This is a genomic window from Cyclobacterium salsum, from assembly GCF_010119245.1.
Lineage (GTDB): Bacteria > Bacteroidota > Bacteroidia > Cytophagales > Cyclobacteriaceae > Cyclobacterium > Cyclobacterium salsum.
Genome location: NZ_WNKG01000001.1, coordinates 652,087 through 675,002, shown reverse-complemented (window position 1 = coordinate 675,002; position 22,916 = coordinate 652,087). Strand labels below are relative to the sequence as shown.

The following is a 22,916-nucleotide window of genomic DNA, read 5'->3' as shown; positions in this document are numbered from 1 at the left end:
TCAATACCCGCATGTGCCTTGTTGTCATAATGCGCTCTGATGGGACTATAGCCCGGTTTAACGTTGATGCCGTTTGGATTTTTCAGAAAACACTTTTGCTTTCACTCATGATGTATCCCATACAGTTGATCGGCAAAATCCATAAAACGATCCCAATCGTAAGGGGTTAGGTTATGTTTCCCCTCCCGAATATGGTGTCCGGCATAAGGTAAATGTACGGGCGATTCAACCTCGGGTAGGGTAGATGGGAAACTGCCTTCCATACCGTATATTTCGCGATGTACCCGGGTTCCAAGGCTTAGGGAGAGAAACTCTCCTTTTGGATCCGCCCATTCGTCTTCAGAGGCACTCGCTACATACACGGCTCGGGGAGCAATGGCCGAAATCAGCATGTGTTGATCCAGGGGAAGTAATTCTTCGCGGTCGTTGTATTGATTGAAATTATCCGTAAACCAATAGGGGAAACTGGTATTGATTCTTTTGACCGTTTCTCCAAACTTTCTTCGTGACAACGCAGCCCCACCACAACCGGATTCATTCGAAATGGTGATGGCCCAGCGGGTATCTTGTGCTCCGGTCCAGAGAGAGGCTTTTCCTCCTCTGGAATGCCCTACTACGGCTGACCTTTTGGCATCAATTAGCGGATCTGTTTCGAAATAGTCCATGGCTCTCATTGCGCCCCAGGCCCAGGATCCCAGGCCCCGCATCCCATTTTCCATTTCCAGTTGCTCGGGATACAAGGTATTGAGGATATCCTCTTTAAACGTATCGTTGTTATCATCCGAAACGTCTTTCACATGGAAGGTTGCCGCAGCAAATCCTCTTTCTACAATTGCTTCAGCAGGCCAGAATCCCATTTTCACCTTTCGCCTAGGATCAATATTCTCCGGGTCCCGGTGGGTAATCAGTAAAAATACCGGTGCCGGTTTGCTCGCCTGGGTTGGAACAAACAAAATCAACCGAATGGTGATGCTTTTTCCATTCCGCTCCACTTGAATGTCGATTTCCTTCAAATGGGCACTGCCGCCCATTGCCTGCTTATCTTCCGAAACAAGATGGAAATGAATATTATCCCGTTCCCGGGGAAGTTGTCCGTACACCTGATTTTCAAACAAGGAAATAATCTCTCTCCTTCTTAGGAACTCCCAATCCTGAATGGTTTCAATTGCTTCTCCTTTTTGAGATACAAATGGATCGGGTAGCGAGAAAGTGGGAACCTTGGACTCTTCGTAATTAAATACCTCCTGTGCAGTGGTTCGGTAAGTAAACAGCACGCATAATGAAAGGAATAAGATATATTTGTATGACATGGGAAGTTATTGAATTGGGTTTTTATGGTGGCAATATAGGACGCAATATAAAAAATCCTGCCAATTTACGGAAGAGGAGCTTCCGTAAGTTGGCAGGTATCTTTAGTAAAGGTCGCTGGTTATTTATTTTTTGGTTTCAATTAAGATGACACCATTTTTAGCCTTTTTCCCAAACAAATTGGCTTGATCTCCTTTCATCACCTTTATGGATTTGATACTTTCAGGATTGGTATTGCTTAAGGTAATATTATCTTTCTGAACCACCCCATCGATAAGAATCAAGGGGTCCTTCGAGGAATCAAAAGGCTCGGACTGAAACTGGTTTGCATAGTCGATTTTTCTGACCCCATTTATCCGTAATGCCTCCTGCACTTTTTGTATGGTTTCCATTTTAATTCCTTCGGCAGCATAAAAAACTACTTCGATTTTATCCGGATTCCATTGTTGGTATCGGATGATGGTTTTGATACTATTTGATAGACCAATAGATAAAGGAAGGGTAAATCCGTCAATGGTAAGGTAGTCTTTATTGATGATTTTCAGCGACACCTTTTTTGTCAGGGATGGAAGTGCTGGCATCTTATTCTTCCCGGAGTTTGATTGTCCGTACCCGTTGACGGTTATTTCCTCTCCATACATTTTTTTCTGGGATGGAGGCAATGGAATGCGACTTCCGCGAAGTTGAAAGGTAATTGGGAGGATGACCAGGTATTCATCTTTGGGATGAACAGGCTCGAGAGCCGGGATATCTTTTAACACCTCAAGTAACATTTGCTGAATTTCGGACGAGAGTGGATCGATAACTTGGTAATCGACTATCTTACCTTGCCTATCGGCTCTAATTTGAACCAGGCTGGTACCTACAATTGCATTTTTTCGGTCATTTGACGGATATTTTAGGTTTTGACTAAAATGTTTGGTGGCTGCCGATCCCAGAGTAATGGCACCAGACTTCAGGTCGTTGATGGATTTAGTAGCGGTTTCAAATTTGGAAATATGAAGGGATGAGGTTGGTCTATCGCTGTCAATTTCAGTCGATTCGATTGCCTGGTTTGGAAATACAGGGTCTGGATTAACCACCTTTTCAGTTCGGACCGCGTCAAACGTATCTGAAATGAAGAGTTTGGTATGCACAACCACAGGTACGGGTTTGCCATTTTGAATCCCTGGATTCCACCGCGGTGCCTCCTGACTGCTGACTGCCTTCAACAGCTGCTGGTCAACTGTGCTATTGAAGCTTTTCCGGATAACCGGATGGAGCAGGACCCCATCCGGGTCGATAATAAATTCCAACTCCACGGGGCCTGCCGCAGGTGTCAGCTCGTCCTGATAGAGTAGCAGGCTCTGCTGAAGGTAGTCGTACCAACTGCCCCAGCCAGTTTCCGGTATTGGTTGGTTGTCCACCTTATCAAAGGTAACTGCATTGCCATACTGCCGGACCATGGTCGAATTGGATCGAAGGGTTTCAATCAGTTCCAAAACCTTGAAATAGTCTTTTTCATTTTGGATTCCCGAAAACTCATAGGAGAGTTCCCCTAGTTGGGCGACCAAACGCTGATCTTCCAATATACCAATGCTTTCGTAGTGTACCGGGTTTTTCACGTTTTTGACCTTGATCCCTACCTGAATGGAATCCTGAGCCGCCAGTATTTGACTTTTAAGCTGGTGCACCGGGCGGGTGTTTATTTTACTAAATAGGGTAACCCCTTCTTTGGTTTTCATCGAGACCAATCCAAAGAGCATGGCCATAAGGGGCAGCAACATCACTATTTTCAACCAATTGGTTTTTTGGGCTCGTTTCATCATTAGGATTCTATTTAGGGTGGTGGACCGTACAAAATAACTTCCCAAGGGCAAGTCCAGCCCTTTGAAGGCCATCCTGGCAATGAGTTGCGCATAGGATAGTTTGTTTTCTGTATGTTTCAATACTCGCGCGTCTGCCTGGTATTCATGGAGGTCTACCAATGCCATCCGCATTAGGTGGATCATTGGGTTAAACCAAAAAAGGATGCTGAGTACCTGATAGTACAGCACATCGTAGGTATGCCGTTGCCTCACGTGTTCCAGTTCATGCGCCAATATTTGCTCTTTTTCCTGAAGCTGCAACTGTGGATTGTCCACCCAGAAGACTTTATCGAAGAATGAAAAAACCGGAGCCATGCCGTACGTTGGAACTTTAAAATAGTTACCCTTTAGGATATAGACCGTTTGGTACCATCCTCTTTCGATTAATTGCCTTAATTGTAAATATTGCCACAATAAGTGGCAAAAAAGTATCATTGCTACGATCAGGTAACCTAAAAAGAGGTAATCGGTAATTCCCCATAGGATGGGTAATTTACTGCCTGTAACCGTTACTTCCGGTAAGCCAAATGTTCCTATGATTTCCGATGTTTCCATAACATCGAATGCTTTTAAGAAGGCGGTATCTTCCAGGGATATGCTGGGCTTATCAAACGTTACCGGTATTTCCACCAATGGAAATAGAATTGCTAACAGGGGAGTTATCAATAAAAAAATCCGGTTGAATAAAAAGGTTTTTTCATTTTTCAGGAATACCCAATAAAGTCCATAAAAAAAGCCAAGACAGAATGTACTTTGCCATACATAATTGATAATGGTTGCCATATTTATTCAGTTTACCAGTTGGATGTTTTAATTGGGTGATGGATACGCTCCTGACGTTTTCAAACACTAACATTGTATTCCTCATTTGTAGGGAGGATTTAGCATGCCTTTTCTTATACTATAAATGAATTTGATGCATGTCTTTGAATCGACCTATAGTATGAAATAAACTTAACCATTTAGTTTTAAACATCCAAATCAAAAACAATTTTTTTTTAAAGAAATCGTAAAAGCTAAGGGGAGTGTGAAAGAATGGTTTGATTGGTTGGGGTAAGTCCCGAGGGAAAATGCTAATTTGGTTTTCAGTAAACGGCAAGCTTTTTAATTCGCAGGATTGGAACAGCTTTTGCTATATATAGTTTTCATTTAGATATACAAAATTAGATAACCATACCTTTTTATATAGAATTAAATTGTATTGTGTTAGGGTATAATAATTTATTTGTATATTTGCCTGAAATAATGATTATTTATATATCGATCAATTAAAATTAATTTATTAATGACTATTCAGGAGTTTTTAAACAAGTATGCAGATCTTTCAAAATCAGATGCTATCGTTTACATGGAAGATGCAGAGGGCAACGTATTTCACTCAATAGATGAAGCACACAAGAAGGGTACGCATCCATTCGTTACAAAGAATGTAAAAGACACTGCACTTGCTGACCTGGGTGAGCTTGGAATTCATTCTAAAAATGAGGCTTCAAAATTTATTGGTTTACTTCAATTTATTTATGGAGTAGAAGGTAAAGGTGACAAGCCAATGAGTAGGGGAAGGAGAACTTATTCAGATCAGGAAAAAGCAAATATCCTCAAAGCCTGGAAAAAGGCAGAAGCAGAGGGTAAAACAAAAGCCGACTTCAGTAAAGAGACAGGTGTTACCTATCAGACCTTATTTAAGTGGATTAAAGAGGCCTGATAGCCCGCTAATCTACTATCTGGATCATGGCTCAGCCTACCACTAATTAGTAATTTGGTGATCGAGCTGGTGATTTAGAAAAATAAAAAGCCTCCTTTTGGTTAAAAGGAGGCTTTTTTTGTACACCCGGAAGGATTCGAACCCTCAACCCTCGGAGCCGAAATCCGATATTCTATCCAGTTGAACTACGGGTGCCTTTTGCGTTAGCGTGGCGCAAAACTAATAAAATTTATTTAAGGTTTCAGTACATTTTGTACTTTTTCTGCAGCTTCTTTTAAAGTAATGGCAGAGGTAACTTTCAGGCCCGATTCATCGATTATTTTCGCACCTTCCTCGGCATTGGTTCCCTGCAATCTAACGATAATGGGTACACGTATGTCTCCGATCGATTTGTAAGCTTCCACCACACCCGTAGCAATCCGGTCACAACGAACGATTCCTCCAAAGACATTGATGAGTATGGCCTGTACTTTGGGATCTTTAAGGATGATCCTAAATCCAGCTTCTACCGTCTGGGCATTGGCTCCTCCTCCAACATCCAGAAAATTGGCTGGTTCGCCACCTGAAAGTTTGATCATATCCATGGTGGCCATGGCCAGACCCGCGCCGTTAACCATACAGCCTACGTTTCCATCAAGTTTGACATAGTTGAGGCCTGATTCCCCGGCTTCTACTTCCAATGGATCTTCTTCTGCAATATCCCGCATCGCTGCAAGTGACTTGTTTCTGAAAAGAGCATTGTCGTCCAGGTTTACTTTTGCGTCTACAGCGAGTATTTGGTCATCAGAGGTTTTTAATACCGGATTGATTTCGAACTGTGAGGCATCGGTAGCATCATAAGCTGCATATAAGGCCAGGATAAATTTAACCATCTCTTTAAAGGCATTTCCTTCCAATCCAAGTTGGAAAGCCACTTTCCTTGCCTGGTAGGCCTGTATACCCAAAGATGGATCTACCCACTCCTTAATGATTTTTTCAGGGGTATGTTCGGCTACTTCCTCAATGTCCATACCACCTTCTGTGGATGCCATGATTACGTTACTGCCCGTGGCCCTGTCAAGCAGGATGGACAGGTAATATTCTTTTGGTTCTGATTTTCCGGGATAATAAACATCCTGGGCTACCAAAATTTTCTTAACCAATTTTCCGTCTTCGCCTGTTTGAATGGTTACAAGGGTTCCGTTTAATATATTTTTTGCCTTCTCCGGAACTTCTTCCAGTGATTTGGCCAAAACCACCCCTCGTGAGCCGGTTTCCTTAATCTCTCCTTTTCCTCTTCCTCCAGCGTGGATCTGCGCTTTTAACACGTACCAGGAAGTGCCGGTATCTGCATTCAGCTTTTTAGCAGCTTCTAGTGCGGCTTCGGGACTATCTGCTACGATTCCTTCCTGTATTTTTACTCCGTAAGATTTTAAAACTTCCTTGGCTTGATATTCGTGTATATTCATTCGGATCAAATTTTTGCCCGAAGTTAATGTCAAATGTCCGATAATTCAAGGTTTGCTTTGGCCTTTTTGGGCAAAGAGGGAAAGATTGTCGTTCTATTCTTTTAATAAAAAGGCTATGCCATTATAAATCAGAAGAATACCAAAATTGCCGGCGATTAACGAAGACCGTGTCCTGCTTTTTTAAATTTTTGATTAATTTTACCCATGTTCTCTTATTTCAATACCTTTTAATATAGTACCCCTGTCTATGCTCATTGCACAATCCATTCATAAATATTACGGTGAACTTCACGTTTTAAAAGGAGTAGATGTCTCCATTGAAAAGGGGGAGATTGTTTCGATAGTCGGTGCTTCGGGTGCCGGAAAGAGTACTTTGCTACATATATTGGGAACGCTGGATAAAGCAGATTCCGGTAATCTGGAAGTGGAAGGCCTGGATTTGTTGAAATTAAATGGGGATAAATTGGCTACTTTTAGAAATAACAGAATCGGGTTTATATTTCAATTTCATAACCTGTTACCGGAATTTACGGCAGCGGAAAATATCATGATCCCAGGACTGATGGGCAAAAAATCCGAAATTACCCTTAAAAAGAGAACCGAAGAGCTGGCTAAATTGCTGGGAATCCAAAACCGGCTATCGCATAAACCGGCGGCATTATCGGGTGGGGAGCAACAACGGGTGGCAGTCGCCAGGGCATTGGTCAACAATCCGGATATGATTTTTGCAGACGAGCCCAGTGGTAACCTGGACACGCAAAATGCGCAGGCCTTGCACGAACTGTTTTTCAAATTAAGGGATGAGTTTGGCCAATCGTTTATCATCGTAACCCATAACCAGGGACTTGCCGAAATGTCGGATCGCATGCTTACCATGGAAGATGGGAAAATTTTAAGATAAAATGAAAAGGATATCCGGTATCTTTGATAAAGGTTAACCGTGGTTTCAAAAATTAATTTTTATCTTTGTAACTTCAAAACTGCACTTTATGGTATTAGAATTTGAAAAACCTATTGCTGATCTGGAGCTTAAACTTCACGAAATGATTCAATTGGCAAAGGGGAAAAACGTTGACTTATCGGCTGATATTCAATCGCTGGAAGAAAAACTTCATAGCTTAAAAAAAGAGACTTTCCAGAATCTAACCAGGTGGCAAAGGGTACAACTTTCCCGCCATGGTGACAGGCCTTATGCCTTGGATTACATCTACGAAATGACCGATAATTTTATCGAATTGCATGGCGACCGGACGGTGAAAGATGATAAAGCCATGATCGGAGGATTGGGAGATCTGGATGGCCGAACGGTTATGTTTATTGGTCAGCAGAAGGGCAGGAATACCAAACAGCGCCAGGAAAGAAACTTTGGAATGGCAAATCCCGAAGGATACCGGAAAGCACTGCGGCTGATGAAGATGGCGGAAAAATTTAAAAAACCCATCGTTACTCTGATAGACACTCCCGGTGCATTTCCGGGTATTGAAGCAGAGGAGCGCGGCCAAGGGGAGGCGATCGCCAGAAACCTTCGGGAGATGTTTAAGCTTAAAGTTCCGGTTATTTGTATCGTGATTGGGGAAGGTGCCTCTGGCGGTGCGCTGGGGATCGCTATTGGGGACAAGGTATTCATGCTCGAAAATACATGGTATTCAGTTATTTCACCGGAATCCTGTTCCTCCATTTTATGGCGGAGTTGGGATTATAAAGAACAAGCTGCCGAAGCACTGAAGCTTACAAGCCCAGATATGAAGGCTAATGGCCTGATTGATGCCATAATAGACGAACCATTGGGAGGAGCCCACCGGAATATGCAGGATATGGCCACCCGAATGAAAAAAACCATCATTACATCGCTGAAGGAATTGGACAAAATCAATCCGGACAAACGGATCGTGGCACGTATTGACAAATTCTGCGCCATGGGTGTTGTTAATGAATAACCGGGGTAAATCATACCCTCTGAAATCCAGGACATCATTTTGAAACACAACCATTCAATAGGCATTGTTCTTTCCGGTGGTGGGGTGAGAGGAATTGCCCACCTGGGAGTGCTACAGGCATTGAACGAAAAAGGGATATACCCGGATTACTTGTCTGGCAGTAGTGCGGGGGCGATCGCAGCCGTGATGTACGCCTCTGGATACAAACCGGAGCAGATTCTGGATATCATCGTTCAAACCAACTATTTTAAGTTTTTCAAACCGGCCATCAGCTTCAAGGCCCTTCTGAAAATGGATCTTTTCGAAGGACTTTTTGCAAAATACATCCCGGTAGATGACTTTTCTGCTTTAAAAATCCCCACGTTCGTAGCGTCCACCAATATCTTAACCGGACAAACGGTTTACTTCTCAGAGGGTTCCATCATTCAAAAGCTAATGGCCTCTTCTTGTATTCCAGGGATGTTTGAGCCTATTTCCCTGGACGGAGCCTTGTATGTCGACGGAGGGGTGTTGAATAACCTGCCCGTTGAACCATTGAGAGACAAGTGCCAAACCATTATTGGCGTGAATTGCAACCACTTACCCGAGCTACAAACCATCAGCCATATCAAGGCATTAATCGAAAGATCGGTGATTTTATCCATGAATTACAATGTGTATAGCAGGAGGAGCTTATGTGATTACTTTATTGAACCCCCTGGTCTTGCCAGTTTTGGGGTATTGGAAATAAAGAGGGCTAAAGATATTTATGCGGCAGGATATACTTCCTGCCGGGAGTATTTAGAAAATACCCCCGATCTGGCAGCACTCGGTAATCGAAATTTGGATTCAATAAGACCATGAAGCTACTTGCTCGTTTTATATTTTGGATAACGGGTTGGAAGATTTCCGGCCAATGGCCTGAAGGGCTAAAAAAGGCGGTATTGATCGCTATACCTCACACCAGCAACTGGGACTTGTTATATGCAAGATCTGCCTTTTACCTGATGGACGTACCGGTAAGATTTACCATTAAAAAGGAAGTTATGGTAGGACCGCTGGGCTGGTTGATCGAAGCTCTTGGTGGCATATCCATCGACCGAAACCGAAGGCCAGGTAGAAGAAAACAGACCTATACCGAAGCAATGATTCAAATGTTAAAGGATCGGGAGGAGCTGGTCATCATGGTAACACCCGAGGGTACCCGGAAATACGTTCCCCGTTGGAAATCGGGGTTTTACCATATAGCCCAGGGGGCAGGCGTACCCGTGGTGGTGGGATTTCTTGATTATAAACGGAAGCTGGCGGGAATTGGCCCGGTGATTGTTCCCAATGGTCATATGGACGAACAAATAGACGAGATGAAAGCGTTTGGAAGGACCATTACAGGAAAACACCCTGAACAGGGCATTCGCTAGGATTTTAAATATAATGTCCTTAAAGGAATTTGAGGAATGATTTTTGAATCACTTTTTTGAGATAAAATCAACCTCTTTTATGATCAAGCGAAAATTTAAGAAGCTAAAGAATTATACCGTTTTTGAAATTTTAATAGACAGCGTTAAGGAATTTGGAAAGAACAACTCCATCACTTTTGCCGCCTCCACTGCCTTCTATACCATTTTTTCGCTACCTGCCTTGTTGATAATTGTGCTTAACATCGCTTCGGTTATGTATAGCGAAAGCACCGTGAAGGATGAGTTGCTCAACCAGGTTTCAGAATTAATTGGAGAAGATAGTGCCACTACCCTCGATGCTGTCATGCAAAATGTATCGGTCAGTAGCCAGAGTATTTATGCCAGGATTCTGGGTATCGGGGTACTTGTGTTTTCTGCTACGACGGTATTTGTAAGTCTTCAAAACAGCATCAATCATATCTGGCGAATAAAATCCAAACCAGAGAAAGGGATCGTAAAATTTATCGTAAACCGCTTACTTAGCTTTTCTATGGTGGCTTCCATCGGATTTTTACTATTGGCATCTTTGGTAGCGGATGCGTTAATTGTCATCTTTTTAAACTATTTCTCAGAGCTTTTCGATAGTGGCACCTTACGGCTTGCGTCGGTCATCAATTTCTTCGTTACCCAGGGAATATTGGTCTTAGTGTTTGGGCTTATGTACAAAATACTACCGGATGCGGTGGTCAATTGGAAAGACGTTTGGTTGGGAGCTTTTGTCACCATGCTATTATTTGGCCTTGGCAAATACCTGATCGGATTATACATGAGCAATGCCGATGTTGGAAGCTACTACGGAACGGCCGGATCCCTGGTGATCATTTTGATCTGGGTATACTATTCAGCAGTCATTTTTCTATTTGGAGCCCAATTGACCTATTTTATTGCGGAAAATGTCGGTGGACAAATTACGCCGATTAAACAGGCAGTAAAAATACAGACAATCGAACTGGATGATGATGACCCCGAAGAAGAAGAGCCAATCCGTTCTTAGGCATTAAATCCACCATCTACTGTAAAAATGGTTCCTGTTGTATAACTGGATGCTGGTGAGGCCAGAAACAATGCCATTGCGCCTATTTCGCCTTCCTCACCAATTCGCTTTAACGGTAGTTCAGAAAGAAATTTTTCTTTGATCGCCTCATCGGACCACAAAACCTCACTAAACTTTGTCTTGATTAATCCGGGGCAAATGGCATTCACACGAATGTTGTACGCTCCCCACTCCTTGGCAAATGCCTTCGTCAGGGAAACCAAAGCAGATTTGCTAACACTGTACAGTCCCAGTCCTTTTTCGGGAGACAAACCCGCAATAGAGCTAACATTAATGATCGAGGCAGCAGAGGATTGCCTCAAAAAAGGAAGGCTGAGTTTGGAGAGTTCGAATGGTGCTTTCAGATTCACCTCCAGAATTTTATCAAACAACGAGAGATCGGTTTCTTCAATTGGCCCGTATACCGGGTTAGTGGCCGCATTATTGACAAGAATATCTATTTGGCCATACTTTTCAACGGTCTGATTTATCAGGTTTTGCCGGCCTTCGGGATATCCGATGTTATTCGCAATCCCAATTACTTCGTACCCTTTTTCCCGTAATCGGCGTGTTGCTTCATCTAACCGTTCCTGGTTCCTACTATTGATAACGACCTTGGCTCCGGCGGCGGCAAAATAATGAGCAATCGAAAATCCAATGCCTCTGCTGGCACCGGTGATGATGGCTACCTTATTTTGAAGGGAAAATAGTGTGCTTAAATCCATATTATTATTGGTCGAAAAATCGGGATATTATTTTATTTTCAATTTAAACTATTCTTATGAATTTAATCCACTATTATGCCTTTAATCATGCTTGCCGATCAATTTTTTTTTGACCATTTCACATGATCGTCCTGTGGGATGGCAGATCCAATGATTACTCCTTGTGATCTGATGGCTCGTCTTTCCGTTTGGAATCGGAGTCAAAATTGGAGACTTCCTTGCCTATGACCTCTTTAGAGGCCAATTCCTGTGTCTGGTCGACCTTGTCCTTCCGTTTATTAAAAATACGTTTAAATAGTAAATAAAGTGCCAGTACAACGGCAAAAACAAATAAAGCGCCTATTACTAAATCCATGATATTTTGGTTTGATTAAACATGCTTTACAATCTTAGAACAAGAAAGGTGCCTAATCGTTTAAACCTATGATTTAGTTTTGCCTGATTGCTTGTTTTAAGATCCGAATTGCTGGGTTTCTGGTAAAAAAGGATCCTTCTAAAACAATTTGCCTTGCACGGGAGGACTTACAGAAGGAGTATTACTTCCTTTCAGGATTTCAAAAAATAGTCTTTTGAACCCATTTTTCCAGCTTTCTGTATTGATTTTTATTTCACCCGGCTCCAGGGAGATTGATCCGGAAATCCGACAGTAACCAATCATCATGCTCCACAACGTGTAAAATGTGCTCTCTGCGTGCAAATCAGGTCTAATGCTCCCGTCTTTAATGCCTGTAGAAATCGCCTTGATGCCCAGTTTGGCCAGGTCATGATGACTTTGAACCAGTTTGCTAAAAAACTGACTATCCCGGACAAGGGGATTAACCATTTCTTTATCCACCCGGTATTGGTCTAGGAGTCCTAAAAAATGGAGGACGGCATCGTGAAAGACTTTTTTTTCCCTGGCGAAGGCAAGGTAGCTCTCTGACAAATCCGTCATGACTTCCAAGCCGGTTTTTTCCTTTGATTTTCCAAAGGCTTTATGGAATAATTCCTTCAGTTCATCGAAGCCCTTTTTAGTGATGGCCATGTACAGATCCTCCTTACTCTTATAGTAGAAATAAACCAGGCCTTTACTAATGCGTGCTTTTTTCGCAACGTCATCTACTGTTGTGGCATGAAGTCCCTTTTCGCCAATTAGTTGTATGGCTGCTTCCAGGATTTTTTTCTCCTTTTGTTGTCTCTCGTAAACACCCATATTGGTTGATTGGGTTTGGATGGAGTTGTCTTTCTATAAACGTTGCAAAAGATTTATTTAATGATGAACAGTAATGATAAAATAGTTCTTTTTGCCTTTCTGTACCAACAGGTATTTGTCCTGAAGCAGGGGAACCTCGTTTTTTGACTGCGGATCCGTGATTTTTATCTTATTGATAGAAAGACCGCCTCCCTGTATTAACTTTCTGGCCTCGCCTTTGGAAGCAAAGATGGTTTGATCCCTGCAGAGCAATTCCAATATATTTTCGATCTGATCGTATCCCGTTCGGTTGATTTCCATCATTGGTACGCCTTCAAATACCTGCAAAAATGTCCGTTCGTCCAGGGTTGCTAAATCTTCCAGGGAGGATTTCCCAAAAAGAATACCGGAAGCTTTTAACGCCATCTCATAGTCGGCTTCACTATGAACAAGGATGGTTATTTCTTTAGCAATGGACTTTTGAATCAGCCGAAGGTGTGGGGCGACCTGATGCTCTTTTTCCAGCTCCTCGATGGTGTTTCTATCCATTGTGGTAAAGATACGGATGTATTTCGATGCATCTTCATCGGATACATTCAGCCAAAATTGATAAAAGGCATAGGGAGAAGTTTTCTCCGGATCCAACCAGACACTTCCACCCTCTGTTTTTCCAAATTTGCTTCCATCTGCTTTGGTAATCAAGGGTACCGTAAGGGCAAAGGCCTCACCGCCTCCTTTTTTTCGGATGAGTTCGGTTCCTGTGATAATGTTTCCCCATTGGTCGGACCCGCCCAGCTGTATGCTGCAATTCTGAAATTTCCATAAATGGTAAAAATCATAGCCCTGTATGAGTTGATAGGTAAATTCGGTGAAGGATAAGCCGTTCCCCTCTTCCAGCCGGCGTTTGACAGAGTCCTTGGCCATCATGTAATTGACCGTAATGTATTTACCCACATCGCGGATAAACTCCAGAAAAGAAAAGTCAGCCATCCAGTCGTAATTATTGACCAATAGAGCTTTATTAGCCTTTTCCGATCCGAAGTCCAGGAATTTTTCAAGTTGCTTTTGAATACCAGCAATATTACGATCCAGCGTTTCTTTATCCAGCAGGTTCCGTTCGGCCGATTTAAAAGAAGGATCGCCGATCATTCCCGTAGCTCCGCCAACCAGTGCTACGGGCTGGTGTCCTGCCCTTTGGAAATGCAGCAAGGTCATGACTCCTACCAGATGGCCGATATGAAGGGAGTCGGCCGTTGGGTCAAAGCCCAGATAGGCCGTTGCCCTCCCTTTTTCTAAGTGCTCCTCGATACCGGCGGTCATGTCCTGCAACATCCCCCGCCACTTTAGTTCCTCTATAAAATCATTCATGCCTGCGCTGCTTGTTTATTGCGACCGCAAATATAAAGCTATCTGTGGAAAAGGAGGGAAGGAATGGTCCTTATTATATCCCTTATCCTGCACCAACCCCCTTTCGTTTAAAAATGATTTCTATCATTTCTGAATTAAAAAAACGTAAGTCCTATCAAATTGAGTTTTTTTCCATAACTTTTGTATCAAAGAATAGCCATTATGAGAAATTTCTGCATTAATCTGCTAGTAGGGAGTGGAATCTTTTTCCAACCCATCCAAGCCCAGGATTTTGAACCCAACTATGAGGAGGCACTAGTACCTTCTTACTCTCTTCCGGATCCCTTGCTGTTTGCCAATGGTGATACCGTAACCAGTCCGGGGGAATGGAATAGCAGAAGGCAGGAAATTTTTGAAATTTTTGAAAATGAAGTGTATGGCAAGTCGCCTGTATGGGATGGGGAAATGGAAACCGAGATCTTATTTGTCAATCCGGATTTTATGGATGGAAAGGCTACCCGGAAAGGAATACGGTTGCACTTAAAAAGAAACGGTAAGGACCTGCCTTTGGATTTGCTTGTTTTTTATCCCAATACCCGGAAGTCCGTACCGGCTTTTCTGGGATTGAATTTCTATGGCAACCATACCCTTGCCGCCGATTCTCAGGTTGCTGTACCCACTGCCTGGATTCGAAACAACGAAACCATGGGAAGTAGTGATAATAAAGCCTCCGAGGCTGGCAGGGGCAAACGAATCTCCAACTGGCCCTATGAGGAAATTATCGCCAGAGGCTATGGCTTGGTCAGCCTGTATTATGGGGAGTTGGATCCTGATTTTGACGACGGATTTCAAAATGGCGTGCATGGTCTTTTTCCGGAGGAAAGCAGAAATGCAGCATCCTGGGGTAGTGTGGCCGGATGGGCCTGGGGCCTTTCCCGGGTAATGGACTTCCTGGCAACCGAATCCTGGGTAAATCCGCAAAAAGTAGCTGTGCTGGGCCACAGTCGTCTCGGTAAGGCGGCACTCTGGGCAGGTGCCATAGACGAACGATTTGCCCTGGTCATTTCCAACAATTCGGGTTGCGGGGGGGCGGCAATCTCAAGAAGGCAATTCGGAGAAACAGTGGGAAGAATTAACCGGTCTTTTCCCCATTGGTTTGCGGAAAACTTCAATCAATACAACGAAAAGGAAATGGAATTACCCATCGATCAGCACCAGTTGCTTGCCCTGATGGCTCCCAGACCAGTCTATGTGGCGAGTGGGGTAGAAGATCGCTGGGCAGATCCCAAAGGTGAATTCTTATCCTGTGTAACCGCCAGCCCCGTTTATCAGCTTTTTGGCCTGCAAGGTATGCCGGTATCTTCCCAGCCAGCGGTAAATCATCCGGAAATGGGGCATATTGGATACCATGTCAGGTCCGGCGGCCATGGTTTGCTGGAATACGACTGGATGCAATACCTGGATTTTGCGGATCTTCATTTTTAGTACCGCCAATTGGCATTGCCTGGAGGACAGGGGAGTATGGTTTGCATCATTCGTTTCTTTTTTAAATCGGTAAAATAGATGGAGATTTCATGGGATACGTGGGCAGGGCTGCTAAAGCGGTTTAGCATGTAATCGTAGCTGTAGGCCATGGTAATGCCATCCAGCAGACTGAATCCCAGAACGGCATTGATGGAATTTTGGTCGGGCAGCTCATTGAATCGGGTAATATTTCGAAAGCCCAGGCCTCCAATAAAATTTTCTACCTGCAATTGCGGAATGACTTCGATTTGCTGAAAAGTGCCCTGTCGTTTATAATTAAAAGAAACGGAGAAAACCTTTCGTATGGGATAGGTTTTAAACATGCGGTTGTCCAGGTTTTTGACATATCCGCCGTGTACCCCCCATTTAATCGGTAGGTTATTTCCAATGCCATCATCCAGAAAGCCGATATTGGGTTGGGTGACATGGGCACTGCTAACGCCAAACCAGAAATCAGTTCCCTGTACCAGGGCTCCAAAGGAAATATCCGGGTACCAGTTACTGTCCTCTCCGGGAAGCCGGTCAATGGTAGAGGGATTGATGCTGCGGGTAAGCAGGTCGATCTGATCCCCAAAAATCAATTCCTGCAGCGTCAAGCTTCTATTGACCACTCCAAACTGCCCTCCGAAGCGCAAGAAAGTCTCCTCATACAATTTCATCCGATAAGAAATAAATCCGGATAGGTCGGCGGATCGAATTTTTAAAAAGGATTCGGTAAACTGGGAGGCAGAAAGACCGATGCCAATGTTGGATTCGGTAAAGTAGGTGTCGTAATAAAAGCCTGCAGCATTAAAATCATAGCCAAAACCTGGCCACTGTTTGCGGTAATTAACTCCTGCCCGGGTGGTTTCCATCGCTCCTGCAAAAGCCGGGCTCAGGTTCAGGGGCGCGGCATAAAATTGGGTAAAGTGAAAATCCTGACCCTGTGCCTCTGAAAAAACCATTAATAATAGGTACCAGCCGATCAGGGCTGCGCTTCGTATGTACTTCATTCCAACAGCATCAATGCACCGGTATCAGAAAACGTTCTGCCATCGGTAGTGGTAAAATTAATTTTATAAATGTAATTCCCGGGGATGGCCTTTTGCCCACGATAGGTACCATCCCATCCCTTGGAATCCAATTCCTCGGTATGAAATAAGATCTCTCCCCATTTATTCATAATGGTAAACGACAGCGTTTCTATATAGAGAAATTTTGGAAAGAAGGTGTCGTTGATCCCATCCCCATTTGGACTGAAAACGTTTGGCACTTCCAGGAAGAAATCCAGGATTTCAATTTCAAAGTTGGTGGAAGTTTCGCAACCCCAGTCATCAAAGGCAGTCAGTTCTACTTGGTATAGCCCAGCTTCCTGATAGCGATGTAAGGGAGCCGCTTCCAGGCTGTTGTTTCCATCCCCAAAATCCCAGTAATAAGAGCGGATGTTTCCACTGCTGTTATTAGTAAACTGCACGTCATAGTTGACCAGATTTTCACCGTAAACCGGTAAAGAACTGGAGGCAAAGTCACCATCTACGAGAATTTGACTATTGTCTACTTCAAAACTTCGGGACTGAACGCATCCGTAGCCATCTGTTACGGTGACAAAATAGGTTCCCGGTTCGTCGGTTTCCATGCGATACCCATCGGCGGAAACGTCCCCACTGCTCCACTGAATATCATAAGGAGCCACACCACCATCTATGTTGATGTCAAAGGTTTCCCTGATTTCCCGGGGTTCGCAGCTCGCTGAGGTAGTAGATACCAGATCGATAACAATGGGAGCAGGCCGGTTTACCCGAAAGGTCTGGCTTACAAAACAACCGGATTGATCGGTTATATCTACCGAGTAGGTACCATTGGTCAAGCCTGAAATGCCAGGACTAGTAGCTCCGTTGCTCCAATTGTACGCGTAAGGCGGCGTGCCTCCCGAAACGATCAGGTCGATGGATCCACTCTGTCCATCCTCGCATGAAAGAGCATCCTGTATTTGCTCCACGACTACCAGCAAATCCGGCTCCACGAGGTTGAAGGTTCGCTCAATGGTGCACCCTTTGGCATCTTCCAACACCACGCGGTATTCCCCCGGCCCTAAATTATATAAAGAGGACTGTTCGGGGCCATGATCCCAAACGGCCCTTACCGGTGCTTCCCCTCCTTCCAGGTTCAATAAGATGCTTCCATCTGCGGCTCCATGACAGGAAATCGGAACGACCTCAGGGTTTATATCATAAACCGGAAGGTCTTCAATGACCGTATCCCTGATTTGGGTACAGCCGTTGGCATCGGTGACGGTTACCTGATAAAAGCCTGGTCCGATACCGGTAAACTCCCTTTGAGTGGAACCGATATTCCAACTGACCTGGTAGGGTTCAACCCCTCCCTCGATATCCACGGAAAGATTTGCATCATTGGCATTGTAACAAGAAATCGGAGTTTGATTAAGCGTAAGCTCAAGGGCCGCTTCCGGTTGTAAGATGTTGATTTCAGGGATTCTCGCGGTACATCCATTGGCATCGGTCACCGTTAACGAATAGCTTCCTGCCGGAATGGCATCCAGGTTTTGGGAGGTTGATTCGATCACCGCTCCATCCCGCTTCCATTCAAAGGCATAGGAGTTTGGCACACCGCCACCTACCGCAATATCGATGGACCCGGTCGCTTCTCCAAAACATAAAACATCCACCTGCTCGATTAGGTCTACCGTTAGTGCTTCGGGCTGGTTGAGAACAAACGCTTGTCGGACTTCACACCCGTTTTCATCCTGAACCAGAACTTCATAAGTGCCGGGAGAAAGACCGGAAATCTCGGAGGCCTCGGAAGAAAAACCGTTCGGACCGCTCCAGGTGTAGGTATAGGAGCCCGTTCCTCCCGCTGTCGCCAGGCGGACGTATCCATCAGCTGCCTCGAAGCAACTAATTTCAAAATCGTTGAATTCGGAAAGTTCCGGATTTATTTCCAGCGGCTCCGGACTAAGAATTTCCAACGCTTCCGAACGGATAGCGCAGCCATTTTCATCCGTCAGGGTTACCTGATAGGTTCCCGGTTCCAAACCTTCGATTCTGGCTTCATCCGAACGGAATCCATCGGGTCCGGTCCAGGAAAAGGCGTAATTTCCGGAGCCGCCTGAAACCGTCACATCTATAAATCCGTCCCCAGCACCAAAGCAACTGATATTGAATCCATTATAATCCGATATATCTATAAAATCGATCTGTACGCCCGCCTCCGGTTGCGTAATTTCCAGGTCTGCCAGCTCCTCTAAACAGTCGTTTCCATCGCTTACCTGAACCCGGTAGGTTCCTGCCGGAAGATTTTCTACTATCCAATTTGTATCGTTGCTGTCTTCCAATTCCTGTATAAGGGTTCCTTCCTGGTCCAGTAATCGGTAGTGATAGGGTGCCAGAGAAGTTTGTAGCAGGTTTACTCCTAATTGCCCCGTTTCTTGTCCAAAACAAGCTACATCAATTTTTTCCTCGTCTAACTCCATGATTTCCAGGGCTTCCGGCTCCTGCAAGTTGTACGTACGATTAATTTGACATCCGTTTTGGTCCAGGACAGTCAGCTCATAGGCACCCGCAGCCAGATTTTCCACTGAAGGTTGACTGGAGCTAAAACCATCCGGACCGCTCCAGCTGATGGACAGCGGTTCTACTCCTCCGGAGAGGGATAAATTGATAAAGCCTTCATTTCCTCCATTACATTGGATGGCAAAGCCATTAAAATCAGACACTTCATCGGAAAGTGCCAAAACTTCCGGTTCGGTTAAATCCACGGTTTCGGATAGCCTACATCCATTTTCATCGGCAACCGTTACCTGATAAGAACCCGGACCCAGGTCGGTTATGACAGCCTGATCGGAGGAAAAGCCGTTAGGCCCAGTCCAGGAGAAATCATAATTTCCGGAACCACCCGTGACAAGTACCTCGATAAATCCATCCCCGGCTCCAAAGCAACTGATATTGAAACCATTGTAATCCGATACCTCAATGGATTCGATTTGCACGCCTTCTTCGGGTTGGGTGATTTCCAAATCATTTATTTCTTGCTGGCACCCGTTTCCGTCGGTTACCTGAACGCGATACGTGCCAGCGGGCAGGTTTTCCACGATCCAGGTAGTAACCGGGTTGGCAAGATCCTCCCGGGTAATGGTCCCATCAGAATTTTCAAGGCTGAACTGGTACGGGCCGGTGGATGCCCTGCTTAAGCCTACACCAAGCCGGCCGGTTTCTTGTCCAAAACAAGCTACATCCACCTTCTCCTCAGCTAGTTCTATTATTTCCAGTTCCTCCGGCTCCAACAGGTTGTAGCTGCTGCTTATCTCGCAGCCATTTTGATCGGTAATGGAAACTTCATACAGGCCTGCTTCCAGATTTTCCAGAGCGGGTTCGCTGGATACAAAGCCACCCGGGCCGGTCCAATTTATGGTCAGGGGAGCCACCCCTCCCGATAGCGAAAGCGTTATGAACCCCTGATCTCCGCCATGACATTGTATGCCAAAACCGTTGAAATCAGAAATGTCTTCCGATACCGTTAAGGATTCAGGCTCGGTCAATTCAAAGGTTTCAGCGAGTGTACAGCCAGATTCGTCCGTTACCAGCAATTCATAGCTGCCGGGAGCCAAATCAGTGAGGACATTGCTTTCTGAAGTAAAACCACCCGGGCCGGTCCAGGAAAAATTGACATCGCCCTGTCCGCCGGTTACTTCCAGGGAAATGGATCCGTCATTGGCACCGGTACAGGAAATTTCAAACCCATTATAATCCGAGACCATAACATTAGTTAATTCCAGGCCGGTAGCCGGTTGCGTGATCGGAATGTCTTCTACGATATCGGTGCAACCGTTGATGTTACGAACACGCACCCAGTAATTTCCCGCTTCCAAATCAGTGAATTCATATATTTCTCCGGGAAAATCGGTAATGGTTCGAAGCGGGTCGGTTTCACCTGCGAGTCCCAGTTCGAGGTCAAATGGAGGTAAAGTGGGAATCAAACTTATTGTCAAAGCTCCGGTATCATTTCCGAAGCAGGTGATATTTTCCCGTTCATCCGGGTTTTCGCTGATGACGAGCGGTGCCGGTTGGTCCAGGAAATAATCGGCCTGGGCGGAGCAGCCATTTTCGTCTGTCACGACCAACGAGTAAAGCCCGGGTCCGAGGTTATCAATGGTAGGACCGGCAGCGGTAAAGCCATCCGGACCGGTCCAATCATAGGAGTAATCACCGGTTCCTCCGCTTGGCAGGGAAGTAATGCTTCCATCTTCACTGCCATTGCAACTGATCTCGAAAAAATTATAGGATGGGATGTCCACTTCTAGCGCAAGCGGGGGAGGAGCGATCATTTCTACCGAACCAATGGTGGCCGTACAGTTGTTTTCATCGGTCACTAAAAACTGGTATTGGCCTGGCGACAAGTCGTAAATATCCTTTTCTGTCGATTCAAAGCCACCAGGGCCCGTCCATAAGTATTCCAAGGCTCCCGCTCCTCCGGTAATGGTCAATTCAATGCTTCCATCGGAGGCATTGGCGCATGAAATGGCGAATCCGTTGTAATCCGAGATAACAGGCTCCTCTATCACCAACCCTGTAGCGGGCTGCTCGATCAAGATGCCATCAATATCAAATGTACACCCATTGGAGTCGGTAACCTGGATCCGGTATTCCCCAGCCGGAAGGTCCGTAAAATATACCGGGCTAAAGCCCAGAGAAACGATGGGATCAGCCGTGATTGCGGTGGCGGCTCCATCTTTAAATACCTCAAAGAAATACGGAGAAGTGGTAGCCCCATCTACTTCTACTACGATGGTACCGCTTTCTTCTCCAAAGCACTGCACATTTTCCCGCAGATCCGTTCGTTCAAAGATAGAAAGGGGATCGGGTTCTGAAATGCTAAAGTTTTCGGCGACAAAACATCCGTTGGCATCGGTCAACCACACGGCATAGTCACCTGAAGGGATTCCCTGACGCTGGAAGGAGCCTTCCCCTCCTTGTTCAGGCAAAGGGCTAAGCCCCGAAGCATCCGGCGCATCCAGATCCGCAAAGTTGCCCTCGTACCAGTTTACGGTGTAGGCTTCCGTGCCTCCGGTAGGTGAAATGGATAGGAACCCATCTCCGGCTCCATGGCAGGAAATGTCGTTGGCAACCGCATCCAAGTCAAGGGGTTCCGGACCTTCCACCACGTAGGTAGGCGTAACAAAAGTACATACCAACGGATCGGCATCGGGAATTTCAAAACGCCGGACGCTTTCAGTAATTTCAGCATAATACCGCCCTGCCGACAGTCCGGAAAGAACGCTTTCCATCCCAACGATCTCACCTGCCGTTTCGATTGGGCTGTTGGTGCCGGTACCCAATTCGTCACCTGAGGAGTTGTACCACTGTATGGAATAATCCCTTGCCGCTTCGATCGGACTGCCATCAAAGGGTTGGGACCAGCCTCCGCTTATAGAAAGGTCGATCTGACCGTCACTGTCTCCAAAACAAGAGGGGTTCTGAATGCTTTCCGTTGCTGTAATGGGCTCAGGCAAAACAATTTCAAATTCCTCCGAACCCATACAGCCAAAGCGGTCAGTAACCTCCAAAGTGAAATTTCCCGAGCCAAGATTATCAGCGTTTACAACGATATAATCCTCAGTGAGACTGATAATGTCATATAGCTCAGTGACCAGGTTGCCGTCTTCATCATAAATACCGAAGGAACTTAAAGGCACTTCTGCATTATAGATAATGTATTCTACCACGCCTCCGGGGTCGCCGGCGCAGAGGGGACCGGATACGTTCAGGTCAAAATCCAGGGAATACGCCTCCCCAATAGGGCCAGCCTCCCGTTCAAAGATTCTGCCCAGGTTGTCTTCCACCCTGATTTTGTAAGCGGTATTTCTGTTAAGGTCAAGGTCCATTCCCCCAAAAGTTGCCGAAGCACTGCCCTGTCCGGGAAAATTACTGTTAAACTCAATCTCGTCAATGATTTCATCGTCGAGGGTGGAAAGTGTAAAAACGAATGGAAACGACGCTGAAGCCACACTAGGATCGGGTCGGTAGGCCCTGACGGTGAGCGAAATAGTACCCAGGCAGGTATTTTCCGAATAGCTGGTCTGAGTCAATGGAGGGATGACCAGGACGGTTAATTCAAAATCCGCCTGGTCGGCTCCATCGCTTACCGTAACATTTACCATAATTTCCTCTCCTGCAGCGGCCCATTCATCGTCGTATTCGATGGTGCGGTTGATAGAATTCCCTGTATTTGTGTAGCCAGTCCCGGGCTCCACCTGAATGGTTAAGTCGTCCGGATCCCCACCATAATCAATGGTAAGCATGTCCAGAGTAATCTCCTTCGTTTCATCGTAATAGATGCTCACATTCGCCTGTCCGGTGATGGTAATGGGGGCAAAGAGGTTCCAGCCGTTTCCTTTGGATTGTATAATAGAGAAAATAACCATCAGCGAAGCCATTACCCA

16 protein-coding genes and 1 tRNA gene are annotated in these 22,916 nt (G+C 45.2%); 7 read left to right on the top strand and 10 right to left on the bottom strand.

Translation table 11 applies throughout. The annotated features are described in order from the left end of the window. Positions 1-101: 101 nt before the first annotated feature. Both GJS45_RS02595 and GJS45_RS02590 read right to left on the bottom strand, forming a co-directional pair. Positions 102-1,310 (bottom strand): alpha/beta hydrolase family protein, encoded by a 1,209-nt coding sequence (locus GJS45_RS02595; protein WP_162339872.1) that lies wholly within the window; start codon positions 1,308-1,310, stop codon positions 102-104. Positions 1,311-1,433: 123 nt separating this feature from the next. Continuing rightward, positions 1,434-3,938 carry a M56 family metallopeptidase gene (locus GJS45_RS02590; RefSeq protein ID WP_162339871.1) on the bottom strand — a complete coding sequence of 835 codons (2,505 nt, stop codon included), beginning with the start codon at positions 3,936-3,938 and terminating at the stop codon, positions 1,434-1,436. 502 nt (positions 3,939-4,440) lie between these two features. On the opposite strand from GJS45_RS02590, the gene GJS45_RS02585 reads away from it, so the two are divergent. Beyond that, positions 4,441-4,860, top strand: coding sequence for a transposase (locus tag GJS45_RS02585; protein WP_162339870.1), 420 nt, complete (start codon positions 4,441-4,443; stop codon positions 4,858-4,860). 121 nt (positions 4,861-4,981) lie between these two features. On the opposite strand, the gene GJS45_RS02580 is transcribed toward GJS45_RS02585, so the two are convergent. Beyond that, positions 4,982-5,055, bottom strand: a tRNA-Arg gene (locus GJS45_RS02580). Between the two features lie 38 nt (positions 5,056-5,093). Next, on the bottom strand, positions 5,094-6,308 hold the full coding sequence (gene sucC, locus GJS45_RS02575; RefSeq protein WP_162339869.1) for an ADP-forming succinate--CoA ligase subunit beta: 1,215 nt from the start codon (positions 6,306-6,308) through the stop codon (positions 5,094-5,096). Positions 6,309-6,555: 247 nt separating this feature from the next. On the opposite strand from sucC, the gene GJS45_RS02570 reads away from it, so the two are divergent. The 5 genes from GJS45_RS02570 to GJS45_RS02550 all read left to right on the top strand — a co-directional run bounded on the left by GJS45_RS02570 (position 6,556) and on the right by GJS45_RS02550 (position 10,675). Beyond that, the gene (locus GJS45_RS02570) at positions 6,556-7,209 is read left to right on the top strand and encodes an ABC transporter ATP-binding protein (protein ID WP_162339868.1); all 654 of its coding nucleotides are present in this window, start codon (positions 6,556-6,558) and stop codon (positions 7,207-7,209) included. A gap of 88 nt (positions 7,210-7,297) precedes the next feature. Next, positions 7,298-8,245, top strand: a complete 948-nt coding sequence (locus GJS45_RS02565) for an acetyl-CoA carboxylase carboxyltransferase subunit alpha (protein WP_162339867.1) — start codon at positions 7,298-7,300, stop codon at positions 8,243-8,245. Between the two features lie 39 nt (positions 8,246-8,284). Beyond that, on the top strand, positions 8,285-9,088 hold the full coding sequence (locus GJS45_RS02560) for a patatin-like phospholipase family protein (RefSeq protein WP_162339866.1): 804 nt from the start codon (positions 8,285-8,287) through the stop codon (positions 9,086-9,088). Next, positions 9,085-9,642 carry a 1-acyl-sn-glycerol-3-phosphate acyltransferase gene (locus GJS45_RS02555; protein ID WP_162339865.1) on the top strand — a complete coding sequence of 186 codons (558 nt, stop codon included), beginning with the start codon at positions 9,085-9,087 and terminating at the stop codon, positions 9,640-9,642. Before GJS45_RS02560 ends, GJS45_RS02555 begins: the two co-directional genes overlap by 4 nt. A gap of 79 nt (positions 9,643-9,721) precedes the next feature. Then, a complete protein-coding gene (locus tag GJS45_RS02550) occupies positions 9,722-10,675 on the top strand; it encodes a YihY/virulence factor BrkB family protein (protein WP_162339864.1) in 954 nt (317 codons plus the stop codon). Here the strand turns inward: GJS45_RS02550 and GJS45_RS02545 are convergent. From GJS45_RS02545 to tyrS, 4 genes are all read right to left on the bottom strand, one after another. Next, complete coding sequence (locus GJS45_RS02545; RefSeq protein ID WP_162339863.1) at positions 10,672-11,439, bottom strand: SDR family NAD(P)-dependent oxidoreductase; 768 nt, start codon at positions 11,437-11,439, stop codon at positions 10,672-10,674. The two genes, GJS45_RS02550 and GJS45_RS02545, sit on opposite strands and share 4 nt — an antisense overlap. A 154-nt stretch (positions 11,440-11,593) precedes the next feature. Beyond that, positions 11,594-11,794: a hypothetical protein gene (locus GJS45_RS02540; RefSeq protein ID WP_162339862.1), complete on the bottom strand. Its 201-nt coding sequence runs from the start codon at positions 11,792-11,794 to the stop codon at positions 11,594-11,596. A gap of 138 nt (positions 11,795-11,932) precedes the next feature. Then, a complete protein-coding gene (locus GJS45_RS02535) occupies positions 11,933-12,631 on the bottom strand; it encodes a TetR/AcrR family transcriptional regulator (protein WP_162339861.1) in 699 nt (232 codons plus the stop codon). Between the two features lie 57 nt (positions 12,632-12,688). Further along, a complete protein-coding gene (gene tyrS, locus GJS45_RS02530) occupies positions 12,689-13,978 on the bottom strand; it encodes a tyrosine--tRNA ligase (protein ID WP_162339860.1) in 1,290 nt (429 codons plus the stop codon). 201 nt (positions 13,979-14,179) lie between these two features. Here tyrS and GJS45_RS02525 point away from each other — a divergent pair, with 201 nt between their 5' ends. Further along, a complete protein-coding gene (locus GJS45_RS02525; protein WP_162339859.1) occupies positions 14,180-15,442 on the top strand; it encodes an alpha/beta hydrolase family protein in 1,263 nt (420 codons plus the stop codon). Here the strand turns inward: GJS45_RS02525 and GJS45_RS02520 are convergent. Both GJS45_RS02520 and GJS45_RS02515 read right to left on the bottom strand, forming a co-directional pair. Further along, a complete protein-coding gene (locus GJS45_RS02520) occupies positions 15,439-16,473 on the bottom strand; it encodes a PorP/SprF family type IX secretion system membrane protein (RefSeq protein WP_162339858.1) in 1,035 nt (344 codons plus the stop codon). The genes GJS45_RS02525 and GJS45_RS02520 overlap by 4 nt on opposite strands. After that, positions 16,470-22,910 (bottom strand): PKD domain-containing protein, encoded by a 6,441-nt coding sequence (locus GJS45_RS02515; RefSeq protein WP_235954553.1) that lies wholly within the window; start codon positions 22,908-22,910, stop codon positions 16,470-16,472. Before GJS45_RS02515 ends, GJS45_RS02520 begins: the two co-directional genes overlap by 4 nt. Positions 22,911-22,916: the final 6 nt, after the last annotated feature.

Bases quoted from the DNA above. Each gene is read 5' to 3' on its own strand.
- GJS45_RS02550 (WP_162339864.1), top strand. From the start codon at position 9,722: ATGATCAAGCGAAAATTTAAGAAGCTAAAGAATTATACCGTTTTTGAA.
- GJS45_RS02520 (WP_162339858.1), bottom strand. From the start codon at position 16,473: ATGAAGTACATACGAAGCGCAGCCCTGATCGGCTGGTACCTATTATTA.
- GJS45_RS02595 (WP_162339872.1), bottom strand. From the start codon at position 1,310: ATGTCATACAAATATATCTTATTCCTTTCATTATGCGTGCTGTTTACT.
- GJS45_RS02555 (WP_162339865.1), top strand. From the start codon at position 9,085: ATGAAGCTACTTGCTCGTTTTATATTTTGGATAACGGGTTGGAAGATT.
- sucC (WP_162339869.1), bottom strand. From the start codon at position 6,308: ATGAATATACACGAATATCAAGCCAAGGAAGTTTTAAAATCTTACGGA.
- GJS45_RS02570 (WP_162339868.1), top strand. From the start codon at position 6,556: ATGCTCATTGCACAATCCATTCATAAATATTACGGTGAACTTCACGTT.
- GJS45_RS02565 (WP_162339867.1), top strand. From the start codon at position 7,298: ATGGTATTAGAATTTGAAAAACCTATTGCTGATCTGGAGCTTAAACTT.
- GJS45_RS02525 (WP_162339859.1), top strand. From the start codon at position 14,180: ATGAGAAATTTCTGCATTAATCTGCTAGTAGGGAGTGGAATCTTTTTC.
- GJS45_RS02590 (WP_162339871.1), bottom strand. From the start codon at position 3,938: ATGGCAACCATTATCAATTATGTATGGCAAAGTACATTCTGTCTTGGC.
- GJS45_RS02515 (WP_235954553.1), bottom strand. From the start codon at position 22,910: ATGGCTTCGCTGATGGTTATTTTCTCTATTATACAATCCAAAGGAAAC.
- GJS45_RS02545 (WP_162339863.1), bottom strand. From the start codon at position 11,439: ATGGATTTAAGCACACTATTTTCCCTTCAAAATAAGGTAGCCATCATC.
- GJS45_RS02540 (WP_162339862.1), bottom strand. From the start codon at position 11,794: ATGGATTTAGTAATAGGCGCTTTATTTGTTTTTGCCGTTGTACTGGCA.
- tyrS (WP_162339860.1), bottom strand. From the start codon at position 13,978: ATGAATGATTTTATAGAGGAACTAAAGTGGCGGGGGATGTTGCAGGAC.
- GJS45_RS02535 (WP_162339861.1), bottom strand. From the start codon at position 12,631: ATGGGTGTTTACGAGAGACAACAAAAGGAGAAAAAAATCCTGGAAGCA.
- GJS45_RS02585 (WP_162339870.1), top strand. From the start codon at position 4,441: ATGACTATTCAGGAGTTTTTAAACAAGTATGCAGATCTTTCAAAATCA.